Below are 16,755 nucleotides of genomic sequence, written 5' to 3' on the forward strand. Positions count from 1 at the left end.
GTCATGAGATTCAAACGAGCCGTGCAGCGCTATGGGCAGACGCCCGAACCTGAAACTCCCTATCAACGCGCCGGACAACTATGGGACGAGCGCATCGGTGCCGCCCGCGTTCAGGCGAAGAATTGGCGGCTGATGGCGTTCGGTGGGCTGCTGCTCACCGCGGGCCTGTCGTCCGCGCTGATCTGGCAGTCGATGCAGAGCCATGTTGTGCCCTATGTCGTCGAGGTCGACACTCTCGGTGAGGCGCAGGCGGTCGCGCCGGCAGACACGGAGTATCAGGCGACCGACCCGCAGATTGCCTGGCACCTTGGCAAGTTCATCGTCAATGTCCGCTCGCGTTCGCTCGATCCGGTGCTCATGCGTGAGAACTGGCTATCGGCATACGACTTCGCCACCGAACGCGCGTCGCTCTTCCTTGGCGAATATGCCCGCGCCGATAATCCGTTCGCGGATGTAGGCCGTCGCACGGTGTCGGTACAGGTGACGAGCGTGGTCCGCGCATCGGATAGTAGCTTTCAGGTCAAATGGACCGAGCAGGCTTATGAACGCGGCAGCCTGTCGGGCACTTCGCGCTGGACCGCGATGCTGACCGTGAAGGTGCAGCCGCCACGCTCGGCCGAGGTGCTGCGCAAGAACCCGCTCGGCCTTTATATCGACGCGATCGACTGGTCCCGCGAACTCGACACCGATGTTCTGAAACCGCTCGATCGCTTCCCGAGACCGGACGAATTGGTCGCGCCGGAACCGCCCGCCGATATGCCGATCGACCCCGAACCGCCGCAGACCCCCGAAAGGAATGAACCATGATCCGCGCCGTCATCCTGTCGGTTAGCGTCCTTGCGCTTGCCGTTCCCGCCGCCGCCCAGCCGACCGCAAAGGTCGCCGCCGCCAACAAGGCCGCGCTGCGCGAGCCGTCGAACGCCGGATTCGTCGGCGCGGTGCAGGTCTATCCCTATAGCGACGGGACGCTCTATCGGCTCTATGCCGCCCCCGAGCGCATCACCGACATTGCTTTGCAGCCTGGCGAGGCGGTCACGTCGGTTGCCGCGGGTGATACCGTGCGCTGGACCGTTGGCGACACGACCAGCGGCAGTGGCGCAGAGCAGCGCACCCATATTTTCGTGAAGCCCTATTCGGCAGGACTTCGCTCGAATCTCGTCATCACGACTGACAGGCGCGTCTATCACATCGAACTCGAAAGCCGATCGACCGGCGCGATGGCGGCGCTGTCGTGGACCTATCCGAAAGACGAGCTGATCGCGCTGCGCCGCCAGCAGGACGCGGCAGCAGCAGCCGCGCCGATCGCGTCGGGCCTCGCGGTCGATCGCCTCAATTTCCACTATGCGATTTCCGGCGACAAACCTGCATGGCGTCCGCTGCGCGCGTTCGATGATGGGCGGCAGACCTTTATTGAGTTTTCGCCGAGCATTGCGGTTGGCGAGGCGCCGCCGCTGTTCGTCATTGGGGACGACGGCGAGGCGCAACTTGTGAACTACCGGGTCGCGGGCCGCTACTATGTCGTCGATCGGCTGTTCGGCGCGGCCGAGTTGCGCCTTGGCGGCAAGAAGCAGCAGATCGTGCGGATCGAGACGGCGCAGCCGAAGCGGAGGAAAGGCAAATGATCGACCCGGCTATCCCGCCCGTCAGCACCGCACCGGCCAAGGCCGACCCCGAAACGCTCGCCCTTCGCGCCGCGCCGGGTCGCGTGACCCGCTTTCGGCGCGGCGCGATCGTCGCCATTGCCGCTGTCGGATCGACCGCGATTGTCGGCGTCACATGGCTGGCGTTGAAGCCTGCGAGTATCGGCATCATCGCACCCGCCGACGACAAGCTGCATGGCGCGAAGGCGCCGCCCGATGCACTCGCGGGCGCTCCCGTCAGCTATGGCGACGTGCCGCAACTCGGGCCGCCGCTCCCCGGCGACCTTGGCAAGCCGATCCTCGACCATCAGCGCAAAATCGGGATGGCGCCGATCGAGTCCGCGGACGAGGCGGCGCGGCGCACGGCGCAGGAGGCCGAAGCCGAACGCCAGCGCATCGCGGCCGAACAGCGCGCGGCCCGCGAGTCCGGCGTCATGCTGCAAGTCGCCGGCAACACCGCATCTGCTCGCCCGGTCGCGGTCACGGCAGAACAGACGCCCGAGTTGCCAGCGTCGCCGCAGGCCGCAGACGATCCGAACGGACAGCAGCGCAAGAACGCAATGATCGGCAAAGCGAACGCGGGCGGCGACGTAAACCCGCACAGGCTGACCGCGCCCGTCTCACCCTGGACCGTGCAGGCGGGCAGCGTCATCGCGGCGAGCCTCATCACCGGGCTTATTTCCGATTTGCCGGGGCTGGTGACGGCGCAGGTCACGGAAAATGTCTATGACAGCGTGACCGGCCAAAGCCTGCTTATCCCGCAAGGCTCGCGGCTGGTCGGCAGTTACGATAGCGTCGTCGCGTTCGGCCAAAGCCGCGCGCTGGTGGTCTGGCAGCGCATCATCCTTCCCGATGGTTCGTCAATCCGCATCGACAATGTTCCCGCGACCGACACGCAGGGCTATGCGGGCCTCGCCGACAAGATCGACCGGCACACATGGCAGCTATTGAAGGGCGTCGCGCTCTCGACGCTGCTTGGTGTCGGCTCGGAATTGAGTTTTGGCAGCAGCGAGAGCGACCTTGTTCGAGCGATCCGCGAGTCCGCGCAGCAGAGCGGCGCGCGCGCGGGCGACCAGCTCGTCACCCGCAATCTCAATATCCAGCCGACTATGCGCGTCCGGCCCGGCTGGCCGCTGCGTGTCATCGTCCACAAGGATATTGTCGTCGGGCGGCCGTGGGGAGGCGGAAATGGCTGACCTGAAATTGCCGAAGCTGCCGGAGCGAACGCCGAAGAGAATCACGTTCAACGCCATGCCGGGTTTGTTCGAGGCATTGAACGCTTATGCCGACGCTTACGAAGCGGCATACGGCAGGCGTGAATCCGTGCCGGACCTTATTCCTGCAATGCTTACGGCTTTCATCGAAACCGATCGCCGCTTTCACCGAGGGAGGCGGAAGCCATGAGCAAGATGCAGAGCAGGCAAGGGCCGCAAGTTGCGTCCGAGGACCGCCACCATTTCGAACCGATCAGCGTCCGCATATCCGCCGCGGTTAAACTCACTGGCATTGGACGGTCGACGCTCTACGAACTCATCAAGGCCGGAGAGCTAGAAACTGTAAAAGTCGGTCGATCGACCTTCATTCGATACGCCAGCCTCAAGCGCCTGTTCGAGAAAAGCTAGGGCGCCGCGAGCGAGCCGCAGGGGATGGCCGGCAAAATCCCTTGCGCCTGTCTATAGGCAATTTACCCTGCAATTCTCCGTTTTTCGTCAGATGCAGGGTAATGGACCGGCAGGCCCGCCACCGAACTTTTTCGATTCCCATTTTCGCGAAGTTCGATCCTCTATTCGATTCCCATTTTTCGTTATAGTCGCGTGAGGGTGTCAGCGAGGGTATGTCTCGGCCGATTGGAAATAATATTCATTATAAACATCATCTTAGGAAGGTGATGCGGCTCCCTGCTTCGACGAAGGACAGGCACGGCTAGGGGCGAAATGTCGCGGACCGCGGCCCTTGGATTTTCGTCCTTACAATCCGTGTGTACAAACCCATATAGCATCTATCGCGGCCCTCCTTTTTGTAAGCCGCCGCGGCTGAGAGCCTGTGCTCCCGCTTACGCAGAGGAGCCCCGCCATGAATCGCCCCGACACCGCCGAAAGAACCGTCGCATCGTCTCGCCCCGTGCGCCATTTCCACAAATATCGAAGCCCGCTCTCCCTCGATCATGCCCGGCGTCAGGGTGACATCAGCCAGCTTGCCTATCTGGTGATGGGCGGACGCGACCCTGCCATCGCCTTTCTCAATGGAGAAAATGTCGTGCTTGGCGGAAGGCCGCTCGCCATCGCAACCGCCAGCCCGGAGGGCTATGTGCAGGTCGCGGAGATCATCCGCTCTGGTGCTTCCGTGCCGGAATCGACGTGAGCCGCGCGATCAACCTCGCGTTGCCTGAGGCCGATGTCAGGGAAATCTGCCGTGCGTCGGGAGTGGCTATCAGTGCGATCGAGCGGTTGCCGTCAGGCGGCACGCGCTTGGTCTGCACGACCAGTAGCGGCGCCGACGAAATCCGCCTCAGACTCGCTGGCCACCTGATCGAAGGCGCGGTCGATCGATTCCGCTTCTATAGGCCATCCCCGACCGGTTGATGGCATGCAATGGCGCCGGAGGCGGCCTAGCTCGATCAGAAGAAAGCGGGCGCGACGAAACTTAGGGGGAAGCCGCGGGTTGAGACCTTATCCCCGCTGACCGAAGGATCCGATCATGGCGAAGAAGCCCGTGCCGTCACCCGCCGCAGACCATGCACTTCGTGACCACCAACCGGGAGAGGGCCAGCCGGCGCCGATTGACAGCAGAGGCGATGGCGATGAACTGCATCAGCAAGTCGGAGATGGAGTCGCCGATGCGGCGGCTTATCTCACCGATAATTTCGGTCACCGTATCTCCGACAATCAGAATTCGCTTCGCGCCGGCGCACGCGGGCCGACCTTGCTCGAGGATTTCGCCCTCCGCGAGAAAATCTTCCATTTCGACCATGAGCGCATTCCCGAACGCATCGTCCATGCGCGCGGGTCGGGCGCGCACGGCGTGTTCGAATGCACCAGGGCGATTCCCGAACTGACCAAGGCGTCGATCTTCCAGAAGGAAGGGGCGAGTTGTCCGGTCTTCGTTCGCTTCTCGACCGTCGCCGGCGGCGCCGGATCGGTCGACACGCCGCGTGACGTGCGCGGCTTTGCGGTCAAGCTCTACACCGAAACCGGTAATTGGGATCTGGTCGGCAACAATATCCCGGTCTTCTTCATCCAGGACGCGATGAAGTTCCCAGATCTCGTCCACAGCGTGAAGATGGAGGCCGACCGCGGTTATCCGCAGGCGGCGAGCGCACACGACACCTTCTGGGACTTCATCGGCCTGATGCCCGAATCGATGCATATGATCATGTGGGCGATGTCCGACCGCGCGATCCCGCGCAGCTTCCGCATGATCGAAGGCTTCGGCGTTCATACCTTCCGCTTCGTCAACGATGAGGGTGCGGGCAAATTCGTCAAATTCCACTGGAAGCCCGTGCTCGGCATCCAGTCGACGACATGGGACGAGGCGGTCAAGATCGCCGGTGCCGATCCCGATTTCCTGCGCCGCGACCTGTTCGAGGCGATCGATGCCGGCGACTTCCCGGCGTGGAATCTCGGCGTGCAGGTCTTCGACGAGGCGTTCGCGGCAAAGCAGCCCTATGACGTGCTCGACGCCACCAAGCTGATCCCCGAGGAGGATATCCCCGTCGAGATCGTCGGCCGCATGACGCTCAACCGCAACGTCGACAATTTCTTCGCCGAAACCGAGCAAGCCGCCTTCCTGCCGTCGAACATCATCCCCGGCATCGATTTCAGCAACGACCCGCTGCTGCAGGGCCGGCTCTTCTCCTATCTCGACACGCAGAAATCGCGGCTGGGAACGACCAATTTCCACCAGATCCCGATCAACGCGCCGAAATGCCCCTTCCACAATTTCCAGCGCGACGGGATGATGCAGACGCTCGTGCCAACGGGGCGTGCCAATTACGAACCCAACAGCCTTGCCGAAGCCGGAGAGCATGGCGGCCCACGCGCGAGCGCCGAAACGGGCTTCTCGACCTACATGGCCAATGACGAACGGAACGACCCCGCGCAGAAGCTGCGCATCCGCGCCGAACTGTTCGCCGACCATTTCACCCAGGCGCGGCTCTTCTACCTGTCGCAGACCGCGAATGAGCAGGCGCATATCGCCTCGGCGCTGGTGTTCGAGCTGTCGAAGGTGACGCTCGATCATGTCCGCGCGCGTGTCGTCGGCCAGCTCCGCAACATCGACGAGGATCTGGCGAAGCGCGTCGCCGCGGGCCTCGCGATCGACCTGCCGGCGAAGGAAAAGGCCGCGCGCGCCGCGGTTGACCTAAAACCCTCCGCCGCGCTGTCGATCCAGAAGAATGCCGATGACACGATGGAGGGCCGCAAGGTCGCGATCCTGTTCGCCGAAGGGTCGGACAAGGCGGCGATCGACAAGCTGAAAGGCGATATCGAAAGTGCGGGCGGCACCCCCTTTCTCGTCGCGCCGAAGGTCGGCGGGATCAAGGTAAAGGGCGGCACGCTCAAGGCCGACGGCCAACTCGCCGGATCGCCTTCGGTGCTGTTCGACGCGGTCGCCTCGATCCTGACAGAAGAACAGGCCAAGGCGCTTTCGGTGCAGGGTGCGGCGGTGCAATGGTTCATGGACGCCTATGGCCATTGCAAGACCATCGCCCACGACGACGCGACGCAGCTGCTGCTCGACAAGGCGGGCGTCGAAAAGGACGGCGGTGTCGTCGCGATCGACGCGTTCGCCGACGTCGGCACGCGGCGCCACTGGGCGCGCGAAGCCAAGGTGCGCGATCTTGCCTGATCGCCCACGTTGATGACGGCCGCGTCCGCGACCCGTCACCGCGATCTTCGCACCGGGCGGTCGATCTGGTCGGCCCGGCGTCGTCCGGCGATCTCGTCAAAGCCGTTGACGCGCGATATCGTGTGCGATGCGGTCGTCGTCGGTGCCGGCGTATCGGGCGCGCTGATCGCGGAGGCGCTGTCGGAAGCGGGTCTCAGGACCGTCATCGTCGATCGCCGCGGCCCCGCCGAAGGATCGACCGCAGCATCGACGGCTATGCTGCAATATGAACTCGACACGCCGCTCTCGCTGATGGCCGCGCGTATCGGGCGCGAAAAGGCCGAGCGCATCTGGCGCCGCTCGCGCCAGGCGGTCGATGCGCTGCGCGAGCGGACCGAGCGGCTGGGCCTCGCCGTCGACGGCGCGACGCGCGGTTCCATCTATCTCGACGGCAATGTCCTCGACGCCGACGGCCTGGCGCGCGAAGCCGACGCCCGCCGGCGCGCGGGTTTCGAGGTCGAGCTTCTCAAACCCGCCGCGGTGTTGGAGCGCTACGGGATCAAGGGACGCCATGCGCTGATCGGTTTCGGCAATTATTCCGCCGACCCGCGCCGGATGACCCTTGGCTATCTGAACGCCGCCATCGCGCGCGGCGCCCGGCTCTATTCGCCGGTCGATATCTGCGACATCGACGCGCGCGAAGACGGCGTGACGCTTCACAGCGCGCGCGGTCCCGAGATCCGTGCGCGCCATGTGGTCATGGCGACGGGCTACGAGATGATGAAGGGCATCCCGCGCAAGGGAAACAGGATCATATCGAGCTGGTCGATCGCGACCCGCCCTCAGCCCCGCGCCATCTGGCCGACGGCCGCGATGATCTGGGAAGCCGCCGACCCCTATCTCTACATCCGCACCACCCCGCGCGGCGAGGTCATATGCGGCGGCGAGGATGAGGAAATCGCGGACGCGGGCGAACGCGACGCGAAGCTTCCCGGCAAGATCAGAACCCTGTCGCGCAAGCTCGCCGCGCTGCTGCCGGGAATCGACGCGACTCCGGTCCATGGCTGGGCCGGCAGCTTCGGCGACAGCCCTGTCGGCACCCCGACGATCGGCCGCATCCCGCGCATGCCCAACTGCTATGCAGCCATGGGTTATGGCGGGAATGGCATCACCTTCTCGATGATGGCGGCGCAGATGCTGCGCGGGCTGATCTGCGGCTATGGCGATCCCGACGCGGACCTCGTCAGCTTCCATCGAAAATTCTAGGCGGGTCCGCGCAACGCAGTCGCGCCATCGCACCTGTCAGTGTCTTTTCCTGCTTCCGATGAGCAGCATGGTCTTGGCGCCGTCGCTGGTGTAGGGTCGATCCTTCACCGCCACCGATAGCGCGGCCGCTTTACCCATCGGCGCTCCATCATACCGAGTGCCGCCGGCATGGCGGCTCTTTCCGAAAGGATCGCTATTGCCCCATGACACCAGCCTTCTCGCCATGCTCGTTATGGGACTGGTCCTCGCTTTCATCGGCGGATTCATTGCCAGCAGGCTGAAGCTGCCGCCGCTCGTCGGCTATCTGCTCGCAGGCGTGGCGGTCGGCCCCTTCACTCCCGGCTTCGTCGGCGATGCTGCGCTGGCGAACCAGCTCGCGGAGATCGGCGTGATCCTGCTGATGTTCGGTGTCGGGCTGCATTTCTCGATCAAGGATTTGGTCGCTGTCCGCAGGATCGCCATCCCCGGCGCGCTCGTCCAGATCGTGGTTGCGGCCCTGCTCGGGGCGGGCCTGGTGCATCTCTGGGGCTGGACCACCGGGGCGGGCCTGGTTTTCGGTCTTGCCCTGTCGGTCGCGTCGACCGTCGTGCTGCTGCGCGCGCTCGAGCAGCGCAATACGCTCGATTCGATCAACGGCCGGATCGCCGTGGGTTGGCTGATCGTCGAGGATCTTGTCATGGTGCTGGCCCTTGTGTTGCTGCCGGCGTTAGGGCGCGCGCTGGGAGGGGAAGGAGCTTCGGGCGGCGCGGGCGATATCGCGCTCGTCTTGCTTGTCACGCTCGGAAAGGTTGCGCTGTTCCTTGCGCTTGTCCTGATCGTCGGAACGCGCGCCGCGCCCTGGATATTGGAACGTGTCGCCCGAACGGGCTCGCGCGAATTGTTCACTCTGTCGGTTCTCGCGACCGCGCTCGGTATCGCTTTCGGCTCGGCCGCCCTGTTCGGCGTGTCCTTCGCACTCGGCGCCTTCTTTGCTGGCGTGATCCTCAGCGAAAGCGATTTCAGTCATCGGGCGGCCGCGGACTCGCTGCCGTTGCAGGATGCTTTTGCCGTCCTGTTCTTCGTCTCGGTCGGGATGCTGTTCGATCCGGGCATCCTGGTCCGTGAACCGTCCGCCGTTCTGGCAGTGCTGGCGATCATTCTGGCCGGCAAGTCGGTTGCGGCGTTTGGGATCGTGCTGGCCTTCGGCTATCCGGCGCGGACGGCGCTGACCGTCTCGGCGAGCCTGGCGCAGATCGGCGAGTTCTCCTTCATCCTGATCGGCCTGGGCGTCACCTTGGGGCTGGTCGAGGCGGAAGCGAGGGACTTGGTCCTCGCCGGCGCGCTGCTGTCGATTACGCTCAATCCGCTCGTCTTCATCGCTTTCGACGGCTTCGAGAGATGGCTGCGACGACGACCGCGGCTGTTGGCATTGCTGGAGCGGGGAGGCGATGAGAGCCATTCCCGTCTGCCCGACGCGAAGCACAGCAGCTTTCGCCATCACGCGGTCGTTGTCGGCTACGGCCGGGTCGGGCGCGTGGTCGGTAGGATGCTCAAGAGCGAAGGTCTTCCCGTTATCCTCGTCGACAAGGATCGACGCCGCGTCGAGGCGCTGCGCGAGCGCGGCATTACGGCCATCTATGGCGAAGCATCGACCCCGGGTATTCTCGAGGCGGCGGATATCGCCCAGGCGCGGCTGCTCGTGATCGCGACGCCGGATGGCTTTCAGACACGGCGCATCATCGAGATCGCGCGCGAGCTCAATCCCGAAATCGACACCGCGATCCGGACCCACAGCGAAGCCGAGGTCGCCCATCTCGAAGGTCAGGGCGTCGGCCTCGCGATCATGGGCGCGCGCGAGCTGTCGTTCGGCCTCGCCGGCTATGCGCTGCGCAGCCTCGGCATTTCGAAGAAGCGCGTAGCGGCCATCGTTCAGAAGGAGCGCATATCCGGGGAAGGCGGCGCGTTCGAGCGCCGGCCCGACATACCGCCTCGCGAAGCGCCAGAACTGCGCCAGCGCCGGGGGGATGACGAGGATGCAGGCTGATCCGGTGCGCAGGCCCATTCTGCGTGGCGAATTGATGCCCGCATCATGTCCGTCTGTGATAGGATGTGTCATCACCCGATTTCGATCGCAAGCTTCCCGTGACTGAGAGACCTCGAGCTCCCGCTTGCCCAGCGGGAGTCTATTCGATGATTTCCATCCACGAACCCTCGCGATCTTTCGGCCGGATCATTCGGTTGTGGAACCGGCTTCTCCATCACGGGCTGGAACATGTTCCGCAAACGATGGGAAACGCGTTTCACCAGTCGCGGCGCCGGCGACACGACCTCGAGCGCGCAATCGAAAGCTGGGAGCGCGAAAACGACGCCTGCTCGGGGGCGCCGCAAACAGCCCATCCTCAAGTCGTGTCGTCGTCTTCTGTCCAGCATGCCCTTGAGCAATGGGACAATGAGGGCGGAGCACAACCAGCGAAAGGAACGCGATCATGATACTGCACAATCTCTTCGGCCGTCACCTCGTCGATTTCAAGGCGAGCCACTGGGATCGGGGGCGCTTCGTCAGCCATTGCACCGTTTGCGGTTGCGAGATGGTCAAACTACCCGGCTTGGTTTGGCAGGCGAGCGGACGGCGGGGCTGAGACGATCGGCTCTGCCGCTCGACCGGACGGAATCGCTCTATTAGCGACCCGGCATGATAAACAGGAACAATGCCCTATCCCGCGCGTCTTCTCCATGCCCACTACCGGGCAATTGAAGAGAGGAGAATGGTCATGGTCAACCCCGACCAGAACCAGACCGGCAGCCAGCCGGGCCGCAAGTCGGAAGGCGAGCGCCAGCCCCAGCAGGAGGACGGCGGCCGCCGTCAGCCCGGCCAGCCGGACCGCGACAAGCGGCCTCAGCAGGGTGGAGAAGCGGAAAAGCCGGGCAAGCAGAGCAGCTAGTCCGAGCTAACCGATCGTCCCCAGGCCGGGCTGCGTGTCGATACGTGGCCCGGTTTCGTTTTGGAAGTGTCCTGCCGCGCTTCAAGTCATTCCCGCTCGCCGACAGTATCCGATTTCCCTTCACATGCGGGAACGGCATGCCTGTGCAACCGCGTCGGCAAGGCTGGCATAGCGATAGCCGTCTAGGAGATAGGTCGCGGCGGGCACGCGGGTAATGCCGTATCGATCGAGTGTTTCACGCTCGGCGGCGTCGATACCGCCGCATTTGCATGACCGGTCGTTGCCGGACGGGGTCTTGTCCATGTCGAAGCCTTTCAATCCTTGAGCTGGTCGAGAAGTGTCGTGATCCTGATCGTGGCGACGGTCGAAAAGGCGTCCGATATGGCATAGGGAAGCAGGATGCGCTCTCCGACCTTGATGGCGCCGCACGAATAGACGACGTTCGGGACATAGCCATGGCGCTCCGCGGTCGCGGGCTGGACGAGCGGTACGCGCGAGCGCCCGAGCACGCGCGAGGGATCGTCCTTGTCGAGCAGAACCGCGCCGATCGAATAATGGCGTACGGGGCCGACGCCATGGGTGAAGAGCAGCCAGCCTTCGTCGAGTTCGATGGGCGAGCCGCAATTGCCGATTTGGACGAACTCCCAAGGATATTTGGGCTTCACGATCACCTCGCCGAGGCCCCATTCGTGGAGGTCGTCCGACAGGATGAGGTGCAGGCTCTCATTGTCGTGGCGCGCGATCATCGCATAGCGACCGCCGATCTTTCGCGGAAAAAGCGCCATCCCCTTGTTGTGCGCCGCAGCGCCCTTGAGCGGTGCCAGATGGAATGTCACGAAGTCCCGGGTTTCGATCAGCTCCGACCTTATGCCGCTTCCGCTGTAGGCGGTGAAGGTCGCATAATAGATGGTCTGGCCTTCGTCATGGAAGGCGACGAAGCGGGCATCCTCGATCCCGTTCGCCTGCCTCTCGGTGACGGGGAAGATCACCCGCTCCGCGATGTCGCTGGCGGGATCGAAGCCGAGTTCCAGACGATCGCCGACACGGGCGGTCACGACGGGCGTCGCGGCGAGCCGCGCGGGCGGGTCGATGGTAACGGTTCCGTCGGCGGCCAATATTCCCGACCGGAACGTCAGGGAAGAGATGTGGCCTTCGCCGACCGCGCGCAGGCTAAGGATGAAGCGGCGGCATCCTGCGGCGACTCCCGACTGGTCGGGGTGCGGCACGATGCTGGGATTGAACAGCGCGGCTGCTTCGAAGCTGTACTCATGAAGAAAGTAGGCGCCGACGAGCTGACGCTGCGCCTGCGAGAAGCTCTTGTGAGCTGTGAAGGCATCCTCCATTTCCGCGGCGCGCCGTTCGAATATTGCGGGGAGGTTGCGGTGCCGGTCGTCGAAGTTTCGCAGCGTTTCGGCAAGCAGCGCGTCGGTCTCGTCCGCGGTCATTGCGAGGACGCGGTCGACGATGTGATTGGCGCGGGTCTTGTCGACGGGATGCAGGTCTCGGGGTTCGACCGCCGGCCGGAACGGCCGGACGACGACGCGCGACGGGTCGGGCCGCAAGTGAAGCGCCTGCCGGTTGAAGAAGGGCGCGGATGGCGGAGCCCCGTCAGGCATTGATGGCTTCGTGTGTGGATGGGCTCGGCTGTGACGGCGCCCGCCGGTCCGCCGCTCTCAGGCGCTGCATATCGGCCAGCGCGAGCAGGAAGGATAGCACCGATTCCGCCCCCCGGTTCTCGTTCGCGCGGTCCGGGTGGAGGCCGTCGCGGCAACTGCCCGTCGCGAGGTCAGCCAGCTTGATGCCGAGATCGTTCGCGCCAAGAAACCATGCGAAGGCGCGCTCGGCTTCCGCACGCCACGAAGAGTCTGGATCGACGCCTTTCGCCGCGATACAGGCCGCGATCGTCGCGCAAGCCTCCAGCGGCTGTTGATCGAACGGTTCGGGACTATTGCGCGAGGTCATCAGGAAGCCATGCGAGCCGACGGGCCGGAAATGACCTTCGGGCGCCGTCTGCATCGCCACCAACCAGCGCAGACTTCGCAATCCCGCTTCGACCATGGTCGCCGAGAGCGCTGCGGCGCCCGTGACGATCAGCGCTTGCGGCAGCCGGGCGTTGTCATAGCTGAGGCCATTTTCGAACCATGTCCATTCGGGACCTTCCTGTTCGCCCAGCAACCTTTCGAGGCGGCCGGCGAGTTCGGCACGCAGGCGCGCGGCGGCATGATCTTCGGCATAAACCGCGCAATAGGATGCGAGGCCGAGCAAGGTGAACGCCCAGGACCGCGGTGAGGTGAAGGCCTCGACGTCGGCCAGCGCCTCGCTGAACAGCTCTTTTGCCCAGCGCGCATGGCCAAGGGAGCAGGCACGCGCACTATAGGCGCCCAGCGCCCAAAGCGTCCGCCCGTGACTGTCCTCCGAGCCCGCATCTTCCAGCCATCGCCGGTCGAAGCCCATGAAATTGCGAAAACGCCGATTGCCCGGATTCCAGCCGTGCTGGATGAAGGCCGCGAATGTGGATGACAGCCGGCGCGCCAGCGGCGCATCGGGGCCGCCGGCGAGACCGCAGCACAGGAGCAGCGCCCGTGCATTGTCGTCGATGCAATATCCATGACTGCGGTCGGCGATTGCGTGAACGGCATGCTGGAATATCCCCGTGTCGTCGGACATCGCGGCGAGATGGTCGAGCGAGATCGGTGGGAGGTCGGGTTGGACGTTCGTCCGCAGGCGGACTGGCCCGGGTTCGGGCATCCCCGCCTGGCCGCCGGACGCGAGCCTGCGCTCACGGCAAGCCTTGCGAAAGCTCGCGGCATAGCGCCGCGCCGAATTGGCCCAGATCATGGGGCGGCTCGCCGCATAGGCCTTGCGCCCCATCGCCAGACGTTCGGTGTCATTGCCCAGCAGATCGGAAATCGCCGGGCCGAAGCCTGCCGGATTGTCGAACGGGATCAGGACGCCCGACCCGTCGGCGAGCAACTCGGCGGCGTGCCAATAGGGCGTGGAAACGACCGGACGCCCCAGACCATGCGAATAGGCGAGCGTTCCCGACGTCATTTGCGCCGCCGCCAGATAGGGCGTCGCATAGACATCGCACATCGCGATATGGTCGAGCAGTTCGGGGCGGTCGACGAAACGGTTGATGAACGCGACATGGTCATCGAGGCCAAGCTCGCGTACCCGCGCCGTCAGCGTGTCGCGATAACGCTCGCCCTCACGGGCCAGCAAGGCGGGGTGGGTGGCGCCCATCACCACATAGAGGACATCGGGCGTGCGCCGGACAATCTCGGGCATGGCCTCGATCATCGTCTCGATACCTTTGTTCGGGCTCATCAGCCCGAATGTCAGGATCACCTTGCGATCGGTAAACCCCAACCGCTCCTTGGCGGCTCGCGCCGAGGCGAGCGGAACATCGGGAATGCCGTGGGCGATAACGTCAATCTTCCCCGGATCGGCGCCATAGACATTGATCAGCATGTCGCGGGCCTTGTCGGCCATGACGACCACCCGCGCCGATGCGGTAACGATATCCTTCATGACGCGGCGCTGCGCCGTGGTCGGCCGATCGAGAACCGTGTGCAAGGTGGTGACGAGCGGCGCATCGAGCCTCGCTACGAGGCCGAGAATCAGCGCGCCTGCCTCGCCGCCGAAGATGCCGAACTCATGCTGGAGGCAGACGAGATCGAACGCCTCGCGATTGATGAAATCGGCGGCGGCGCGATAGTCGGCCACCTGGCCCTGCCGGATTGTCTTGCGGACGGCTGGCGGAAATTCGTGGTCGCCGCCCGGCTCGATCATCGCGACAATGGCCGTATCCGCAACCTCGCCGAGCGCGCCGACCGCGAGTTCGAGGTCGGTCGTGAATGTGGCTATGCCGCAGCGGCGCGGGAGGGCATTGCCGACGAACGCGATCCGCAGCGCCGGCGTGTGCAGGCCATCTCAGTGCTTGCCTTTCGGTTTGGCGGTCATTTTCACCGCAGACGCCTCTTGGGCGGCAAGGGCAGTGAGTGCTTTGGGTTTTGCTGCCTTGGGCTTGCGGATCTCGCGATTGCTGCGCTTTTGCGATTTTGCCATGTCAGACGTCCTTCCGTTCGATCATCCGATACGAGAATTCGTCCGAACGCCGCGGGCGGGCCGAAGCGATCGCTCCGCTCCGGACATTCGGAGAAAGATAGGGACGGTGACGGTAGGGGAAGGATTTGAAGCACTGACCGAGGCTTTCGATCTTGCGCCGATATCGCATGACCTCCGAGGGTTTGGTCGCGGCGGAATAGCGCATCAGCGCGATCTGTTCGTCTTCGAGTAGCTGATTGAGGCACATGGTGCGTGCTCCTGCATCAAGCGAGAGCACAATTTTTGTCCCTCTGTCACATGGAGCTTGTTCAAAATTCAGGTGATGAGGGCCTTATACCACGGATCGCGCAAACCACCCCACGAATTCGGGGCAATTCGAATGCCTATATGTTTATCATTGCGGCCAACACTTCCCGGGCAGAGCGACACCAACCTGACGGCAATGGCTATGATCTGTTGATTCTGGAGGATTTGCGCGCGGTTGCGAACGCAGTCGGCCGCACGCCTCGCCGGGGGCAATCGACCGCATTCGTATCGAGCCCGTTCGCTATTGGCTTGTCGTTTCCGCAGCGTTGCGCCGCGCGCGATCAATTCATTAGTCCTGCCTGGGCGGCCTGCCTATGTCATGGAGCGTATGAAGGCGCTCGCCGACGATTTGCCAGATATGGGCGGCCCCGCGATCGCCAAGGCGAACCGCCCCGGCTTCCTCGTCGACGGCAAATTGTTCCGAAGCATTGCCGTAGCGATATTCCGCGTCGAGCATCGCCCTTGAAATGACCTGTTCGCGATCAGGCGCATCGGCTTGTTCGCTCAAGCTGCGCTCCCGAATCCGCTGGCGGAGGAGTTCGGCGCGTTCATCATGGATGTTGACGTTTCGCCAAGTCTCCAAGGGCAATTGCCCGGTATGGCCGCGCGCGATGTCCTTGTCCGTCGATGGCCATGCAGAGCCGGGATTGACGGCGCTGCTGCTCCCACCGTCGTCCATCGATATATTGTCGGCAAGCGCTGCGAGCGCCATTTCATCGTATCCGAGCGACCGATAGATATCGCGGCCGATGACCCAGCGCGCTTCTTCTATCTCGGCCAGTCGATCGACTATATCTTCGAGTGCGGAGGCGCTGCGTTCTTGGGGCGTCATGCTGAGCGCCTTATGAATGAGAAGCTCGGCAATGAATGTGTCGCCGAGGAAATCCGCATATCCGGCAGCCTGCTCCGAGGTTGTCGGGTCGGCTTTGAGGCGGGCGGAACCGGGCCGCCTTTTGTCGGCAGGCCCGTCGTCGAGACCGCGCCGGTCGCGATATTCGGCGATCCGCCTGGCATAAGAGTCGGACAGATCGAAGCTGGACGGAGGATGTCCGTCGCGCCGCGCCCGGCTTACGGCAATCAAGGCCATCTGATGATGATAGAGAAGTTGATCGAAATCCATATTCCGTCTCCCGCGTGCGGGAGCGCGAAAGTCTCTCGGTCGCCAACATGCAAAAATGAGGCTGACGATACCCCCGTAGGTGGTGCGAACAACCGCTCTTTACAAGGCCAGATGGTCGCGCTGACCCGTTTCGCAGCGAACCACCGCGGTATCGTTGCGATCCCCAAGTCTGTGCGCCAGGAACGCATGGTCGAGAATTTCGCGATCCTCGACTTCCAGCTCGACGACGAGGATCTCGCCAGGATCGCGACCCTCGATCGGAAGGCCAGCAGCTTCTTCGATCACCGCGACCCGGCGAAGGTGAGGTGGCTCGGTACCCGCAAGCTTTAGGTCGATGAAAGGCTTCGCGCCGTCCCGGCGCGACGCAAATGCCGCACATGATCGAGAAGGCTGCCGCGACGGCGGTTCAACTTATGCCTGCCGAGACGGCCGAGCTTAGCCAAAGCCGAACAACCGCGGCGCGACGGCATTCCAGATGTCACTGCGTGCGATCCGCGACTCGGTCGTGTGGAACGGAATCAGGATCAGCGCAGCCCGGAGCGGTACCGGATGAATCGGTTCCACCCAAGCCCCCCAAGATCTGAATCATAGGACCCTCTCCCGGAAAATC

The 16,755-nt window shown here is 63.9% G+C and carries 19 protein-coding genes; 13 read left to right on the forward strand and 6 right to left on the reverse strand.

Going from position 1 to position 16,755, the window contains the following annotated elements; genetic code table 11:
- Positions 1-3 precede the first annotated feature (3 nt).
- From trbF to OJI97_RS03380, 12 genes are all read left to right on the forward strand, one after another.
- A complete protein-coding gene (gene trbF, locus OJI97_RS03325) occupies positions 4-807 on the forward strand; it encodes a conjugal transfer protein TrbF (protein ID WP_067105498.1) in 804 nt (267 codons plus the stop codon).
- Positions 804-1,622: a P-type conjugative transfer protein TrbG gene (gene trbG, locus OJI97_RS03330; RefSeq protein WP_067105497.1), complete on the forward strand. Its 819-nt coding sequence runs from the start codon at positions 804-806 to the stop codon at positions 1,620-1,622. Before trbF ends, trbG begins: the two co-directional genes overlap by 4 nt.
- Positions 1,619-2,836 carry a TrbI/VirB10 family protein gene (locus tag OJI97_RS03335; protein WP_184097112.1) on the forward strand — a complete coding sequence of 406 codons (1,218 nt, stop codon included), beginning with the start codon at positions 1,619-1,621 and terminating at the stop codon, positions 2,834-2,836. The genes trbG and OJI97_RS03335 overlap by 4 nt, the downstream gene beginning before the upstream one ends.
- Positions 2,829-3,044, forward strand: a complete 216-nt coding sequence (locus OJI97_RS03340) for a DUF2274 domain-containing protein (protein WP_067105495.1) — start codon at positions 2,829-2,831, stop codon at positions 3,042-3,044. Before OJI97_RS03335 ends, OJI97_RS03340 begins: the two co-directional genes overlap by 8 nt.
- Before the next feature lie 5 nt (positions 3,045-3,049).
- The gene (locus OJI97_RS03345) at positions 3,050-3,262 is read left to right on the forward strand and encodes a helix-turn-helix domain-containing protein (RefSeq protein WP_297661156.1); all 213 of its coding nucleotides are present in this window, start codon (positions 3,050-3,052) and stop codon (positions 3,260-3,262) included.
- 451 nt (positions 3,263-3,713) lie between these two features.
- Positions 3,714-4,001, forward strand: coding sequence for a hypothetical protein (locus OJI97_RS03350; protein ID WP_067184137.1), 288 nt, complete (start codon positions 3,714-3,716; stop codon positions 3,999-4,001).
- Positions 3,998-4,222, forward strand: a complete 225-nt coding sequence (locus OJI97_RS03355; protein ID WP_067105493.1) for a hypothetical protein — start codon at positions 3,998-4,000, stop codon at positions 4,220-4,222. Before OJI97_RS03350 ends, OJI97_RS03355 begins: the two co-directional genes overlap by 4 nt.
- Before the next feature lie 115 nt (positions 4,223-4,337).
- Positions 4,338-6,485, forward strand: coding sequence for a catalase (locus tag OJI97_RS03360; protein WP_297661123.1), 2,148 nt, complete (start codon positions 4,338-4,340; stop codon positions 6,483-6,485).
- 12 nt (positions 6,486-6,497) lie between these two features.
- The gene (locus OJI97_RS03365; RefSeq protein ID WP_095388157.1) at positions 6,498-7,730 is read left to right on the forward strand and encodes an FAD-binding oxidoreductase; all 1,233 of its coding nucleotides are present in this window, start codon (positions 6,498-6,500) and stop codon (positions 7,728-7,730) included.
- A 157-nt stretch (positions 7,731-7,887) separates the two neighbouring features.
- Positions 7,888-9,753: a YbaL family putative K(+) efflux transporter gene (gene ybaL, locus OJI97_RS03370; RefSeq protein WP_367184744.1), complete on the forward strand. Its 1,866-nt coding sequence runs from the start codon at positions 7,888-7,890 to the stop codon at positions 9,751-9,753.
- A gap of 442 nt (positions 9,754-10,195) precedes the next feature.
- The gene (locus tag OJI97_RS03375; protein ID WP_156482940.1) at positions 10,196-10,348 is read left to right on the forward strand and encodes a hypothetical protein; all 153 of its coding nucleotides are present in this window, start codon (positions 10,196-10,198) and stop codon (positions 10,346-10,348) included.
- Between the two features lie 126 nt (positions 10,349-10,474).
- Positions 10,475-10,651, forward strand: a complete 177-nt coding sequence (locus tag OJI97_RS03380) for a hypothetical protein (protein ID WP_156482939.1) — start codon at positions 10,475-10,477, stop codon at positions 10,649-10,651.
- A 120-nt stretch (positions 10,652-10,771) separates the two neighbouring features.
- Here the strand turns inward: OJI97_RS03380 and OJI97_RS03385 are convergent, their stop codons facing one another.
- The 6 genes from OJI97_RS03385 to OJI97_RS03410 all read right to left on the reverse strand — a co-directional run bounded on the left by OJI97_RS03385 (position 10,772) and on the right by OJI97_RS03410 (position 16,145).
- Positions 10,772-10,954 carry a hypothetical protein gene (locus tag OJI97_RS03385; RefSeq protein WP_067184129.1) on the reverse strand — a complete coding sequence of 61 codons (183 nt, stop codon included), beginning with the start codon at positions 10,952-10,954 and terminating at the stop codon, positions 10,772-10,774.
- Between the two features lie 11 nt (positions 10,955-10,965).
- Positions 10,966-12,267 carry a glycoside hydrolase family 130 protein gene (locus OJI97_RS03390; RefSeq protein WP_067105490.1) on the reverse strand — a complete coding sequence of 434 codons (1,302 nt, stop codon included), beginning with the start codon at positions 12,265-12,267 and terminating at the stop codon, positions 10,966-10,968.
- Positions 12,260-14,443, reverse strand: coding sequence for a glycosyltransferase family 4 protein (locus tag OJI97_RS03395; RefSeq protein WP_297661134.1), 2,184 nt, complete (start codon positions 14,441-14,443; stop codon positions 12,260-12,262). Before OJI97_RS03395 ends, OJI97_RS03390 begins: the two co-directional genes overlap by 8 nt.
- A 141-nt stretch (positions 14,444-14,584) precedes the next feature.
- Positions 14,585-14,719 carry a hypothetical protein gene (locus tag OJI97_RS03400; protein WP_255211373.1) on the reverse strand — a complete coding sequence of 45 codons (135 nt, stop codon included), beginning with the start codon at positions 14,717-14,719 and terminating at the stop codon, positions 14,585-14,587.
- Between the two features lies 1 nt (position 14,720).
- Complete coding sequence (locus tag OJI97_RS03405) at positions 14,721-14,966, reverse strand: hypothetical protein (RefSeq protein WP_067105488.1); 246 nt, start codon at positions 14,964-14,966, stop codon at positions 14,721-14,723.
- Positions 14,967-15,314: 348 nt separating this feature from the next.
- The gene (locus OJI97_RS03410) at positions 15,315-16,145 is read right to left on the reverse strand and encodes a hypothetical protein (protein ID WP_067105487.1); all 831 of its coding nucleotides are present in this window, start codon (positions 16,143-16,145) and stop codon (positions 15,315-15,317) included.
- Between the two features lie 111 nt (positions 16,146-16,256).
- Here OJI97_RS03410 and OJI97_RS03415 point away from each other — a divergent pair, with 111 nt between their 5' ends.
- A complete protein-coding gene (locus tag OJI97_RS03415) occupies positions 16,257-16,475 on the forward strand; it encodes a hypothetical protein (protein WP_067184118.1) in 219 nt (72 codons plus the stop codon).
- The last annotated feature ends 280 nt before the right edge of the window (positions 16,476-16,755 follow it).

It is taken from the genome of Sphingopyxis sp. (assembly GCF_025869345.1).
Taxonomy (GTDB): Bacteria; Pseudomonadota; Alphaproteobacteria; order Sphingomonadales; family Sphingomonadaceae; genus Sphingopyxis.

Bases quoted from the DNA above. Each gene is read 5' to 3' on its own strand.
- OJI97_RS03335 (WP_184097112.1), top strand. From the start codon at position 1,619: ATGATCGACCCGGCTATCCCGCCCGTCAGCACCGCACCGGCCAAGGCC.
- OJI97_RS03385 (WP_067184129.1), bottom strand. From the start codon at position 10,954: ATGGACAAGACCCCGTCCGGCAACGACCGGTCATGCAAATGCGGCGGT.
- OJI97_RS03405 (WP_067105488.1), bottom strand. From the start codon at position 14,966: ATGTGCCTCAATCAGCTACTCGAAGACGAACAGATCGCGCTGATGCGC.
- OJI97_RS03340 (WP_067105495.1), top strand. From the start codon at position 2,829: ATGGCTGACCTGAAATTGCCGAAGCTGCCGGAGCGAACGCCGAAGAGA.
- OJI97_RS03415 (WP_067184118.1), top strand. From the start codon at position 16,257: ATGGTCGCGCTGACCCGTTTCGCAGCGAACCACCGCGGTATCGTTGCG.
- trbG (WP_067105497.1), top strand. From the start codon at position 804: ATGATCCGCGCCGTCATCCTGTCGGTTAGCGTCCTTGCGCTTGCCGTT.
- OJI97_RS03350 (WP_067184137.1), top strand. From the start codon at position 3,714: ATGAATCGCCCCGACACCGCCGAAAGAACCGTCGCATCGTCTCGCCCC.
- OJI97_RS03400 (WP_255211373.1), bottom strand. From the start codon at position 14,719: ATGGCAAAATCGCAAAAGCGCAGCAATCGCGAGATCCGCAAGCCCAAG.
- OJI97_RS03360 (WP_297661123.1), top strand. From the start codon at position 4,338: ATGGCGAAGAAGCCCGTGCCGTCACCCGCCGCAGACCATGCACTTCGT.
- OJI97_RS03395 (WP_297661134.1), bottom strand. From the start codon at position 14,443: ATGATCGAGCCGGGCGGCGACCACGAATTTCCGCCAGCCGTCCGCAAG.
- OJI97_RS03375 (WP_156482940.1), top strand. From the start codon at position 10,196: ATGATACTGCACAATCTCTTCGGCCGTCACCTCGTCGATTTCAAGGCG.
- OJI97_RS03365 (WP_095388157.1), top strand. From the start codon at position 6,498: ATGACGGCCGCGTCCGCGACCCGTCACCGCGATCTTCGCACCGGGCGG.
- OJI97_RS03345 (WP_297661156.1), top strand. From the start codon at position 3,050: ATGCAGAGCAGGCAAGGGCCGCAAGTTGCGTCCGAGGACCGCCACCAT.
- trbF (WP_067105498.1), top strand. From the start codon at position 4: ATGAGATTCAAACGAGCCGTGCAGCGCTATGGGCAGACGCCCGAACCT.
- OJI97_RS03410 (WP_067105487.1), bottom strand. From the start codon at position 16,145: ATGGATTTCGATCAACTTCTCTATCATCATCAGATGGCCTTGATTGCC.
- OJI97_RS03390 (WP_067105490.1), bottom strand. From the start codon at position 12,267: ATGCCTGACGGGGCTCCGCCATCCGCGCCCTTCTTCAACCGGCAGGCG.
- OJI97_RS03380 (WP_156482939.1), top strand. From the start codon at position 10,475: ATGGTCATGGTCAACCCCGACCAGAACCAGACCGGCAGCCAGCCGGGC.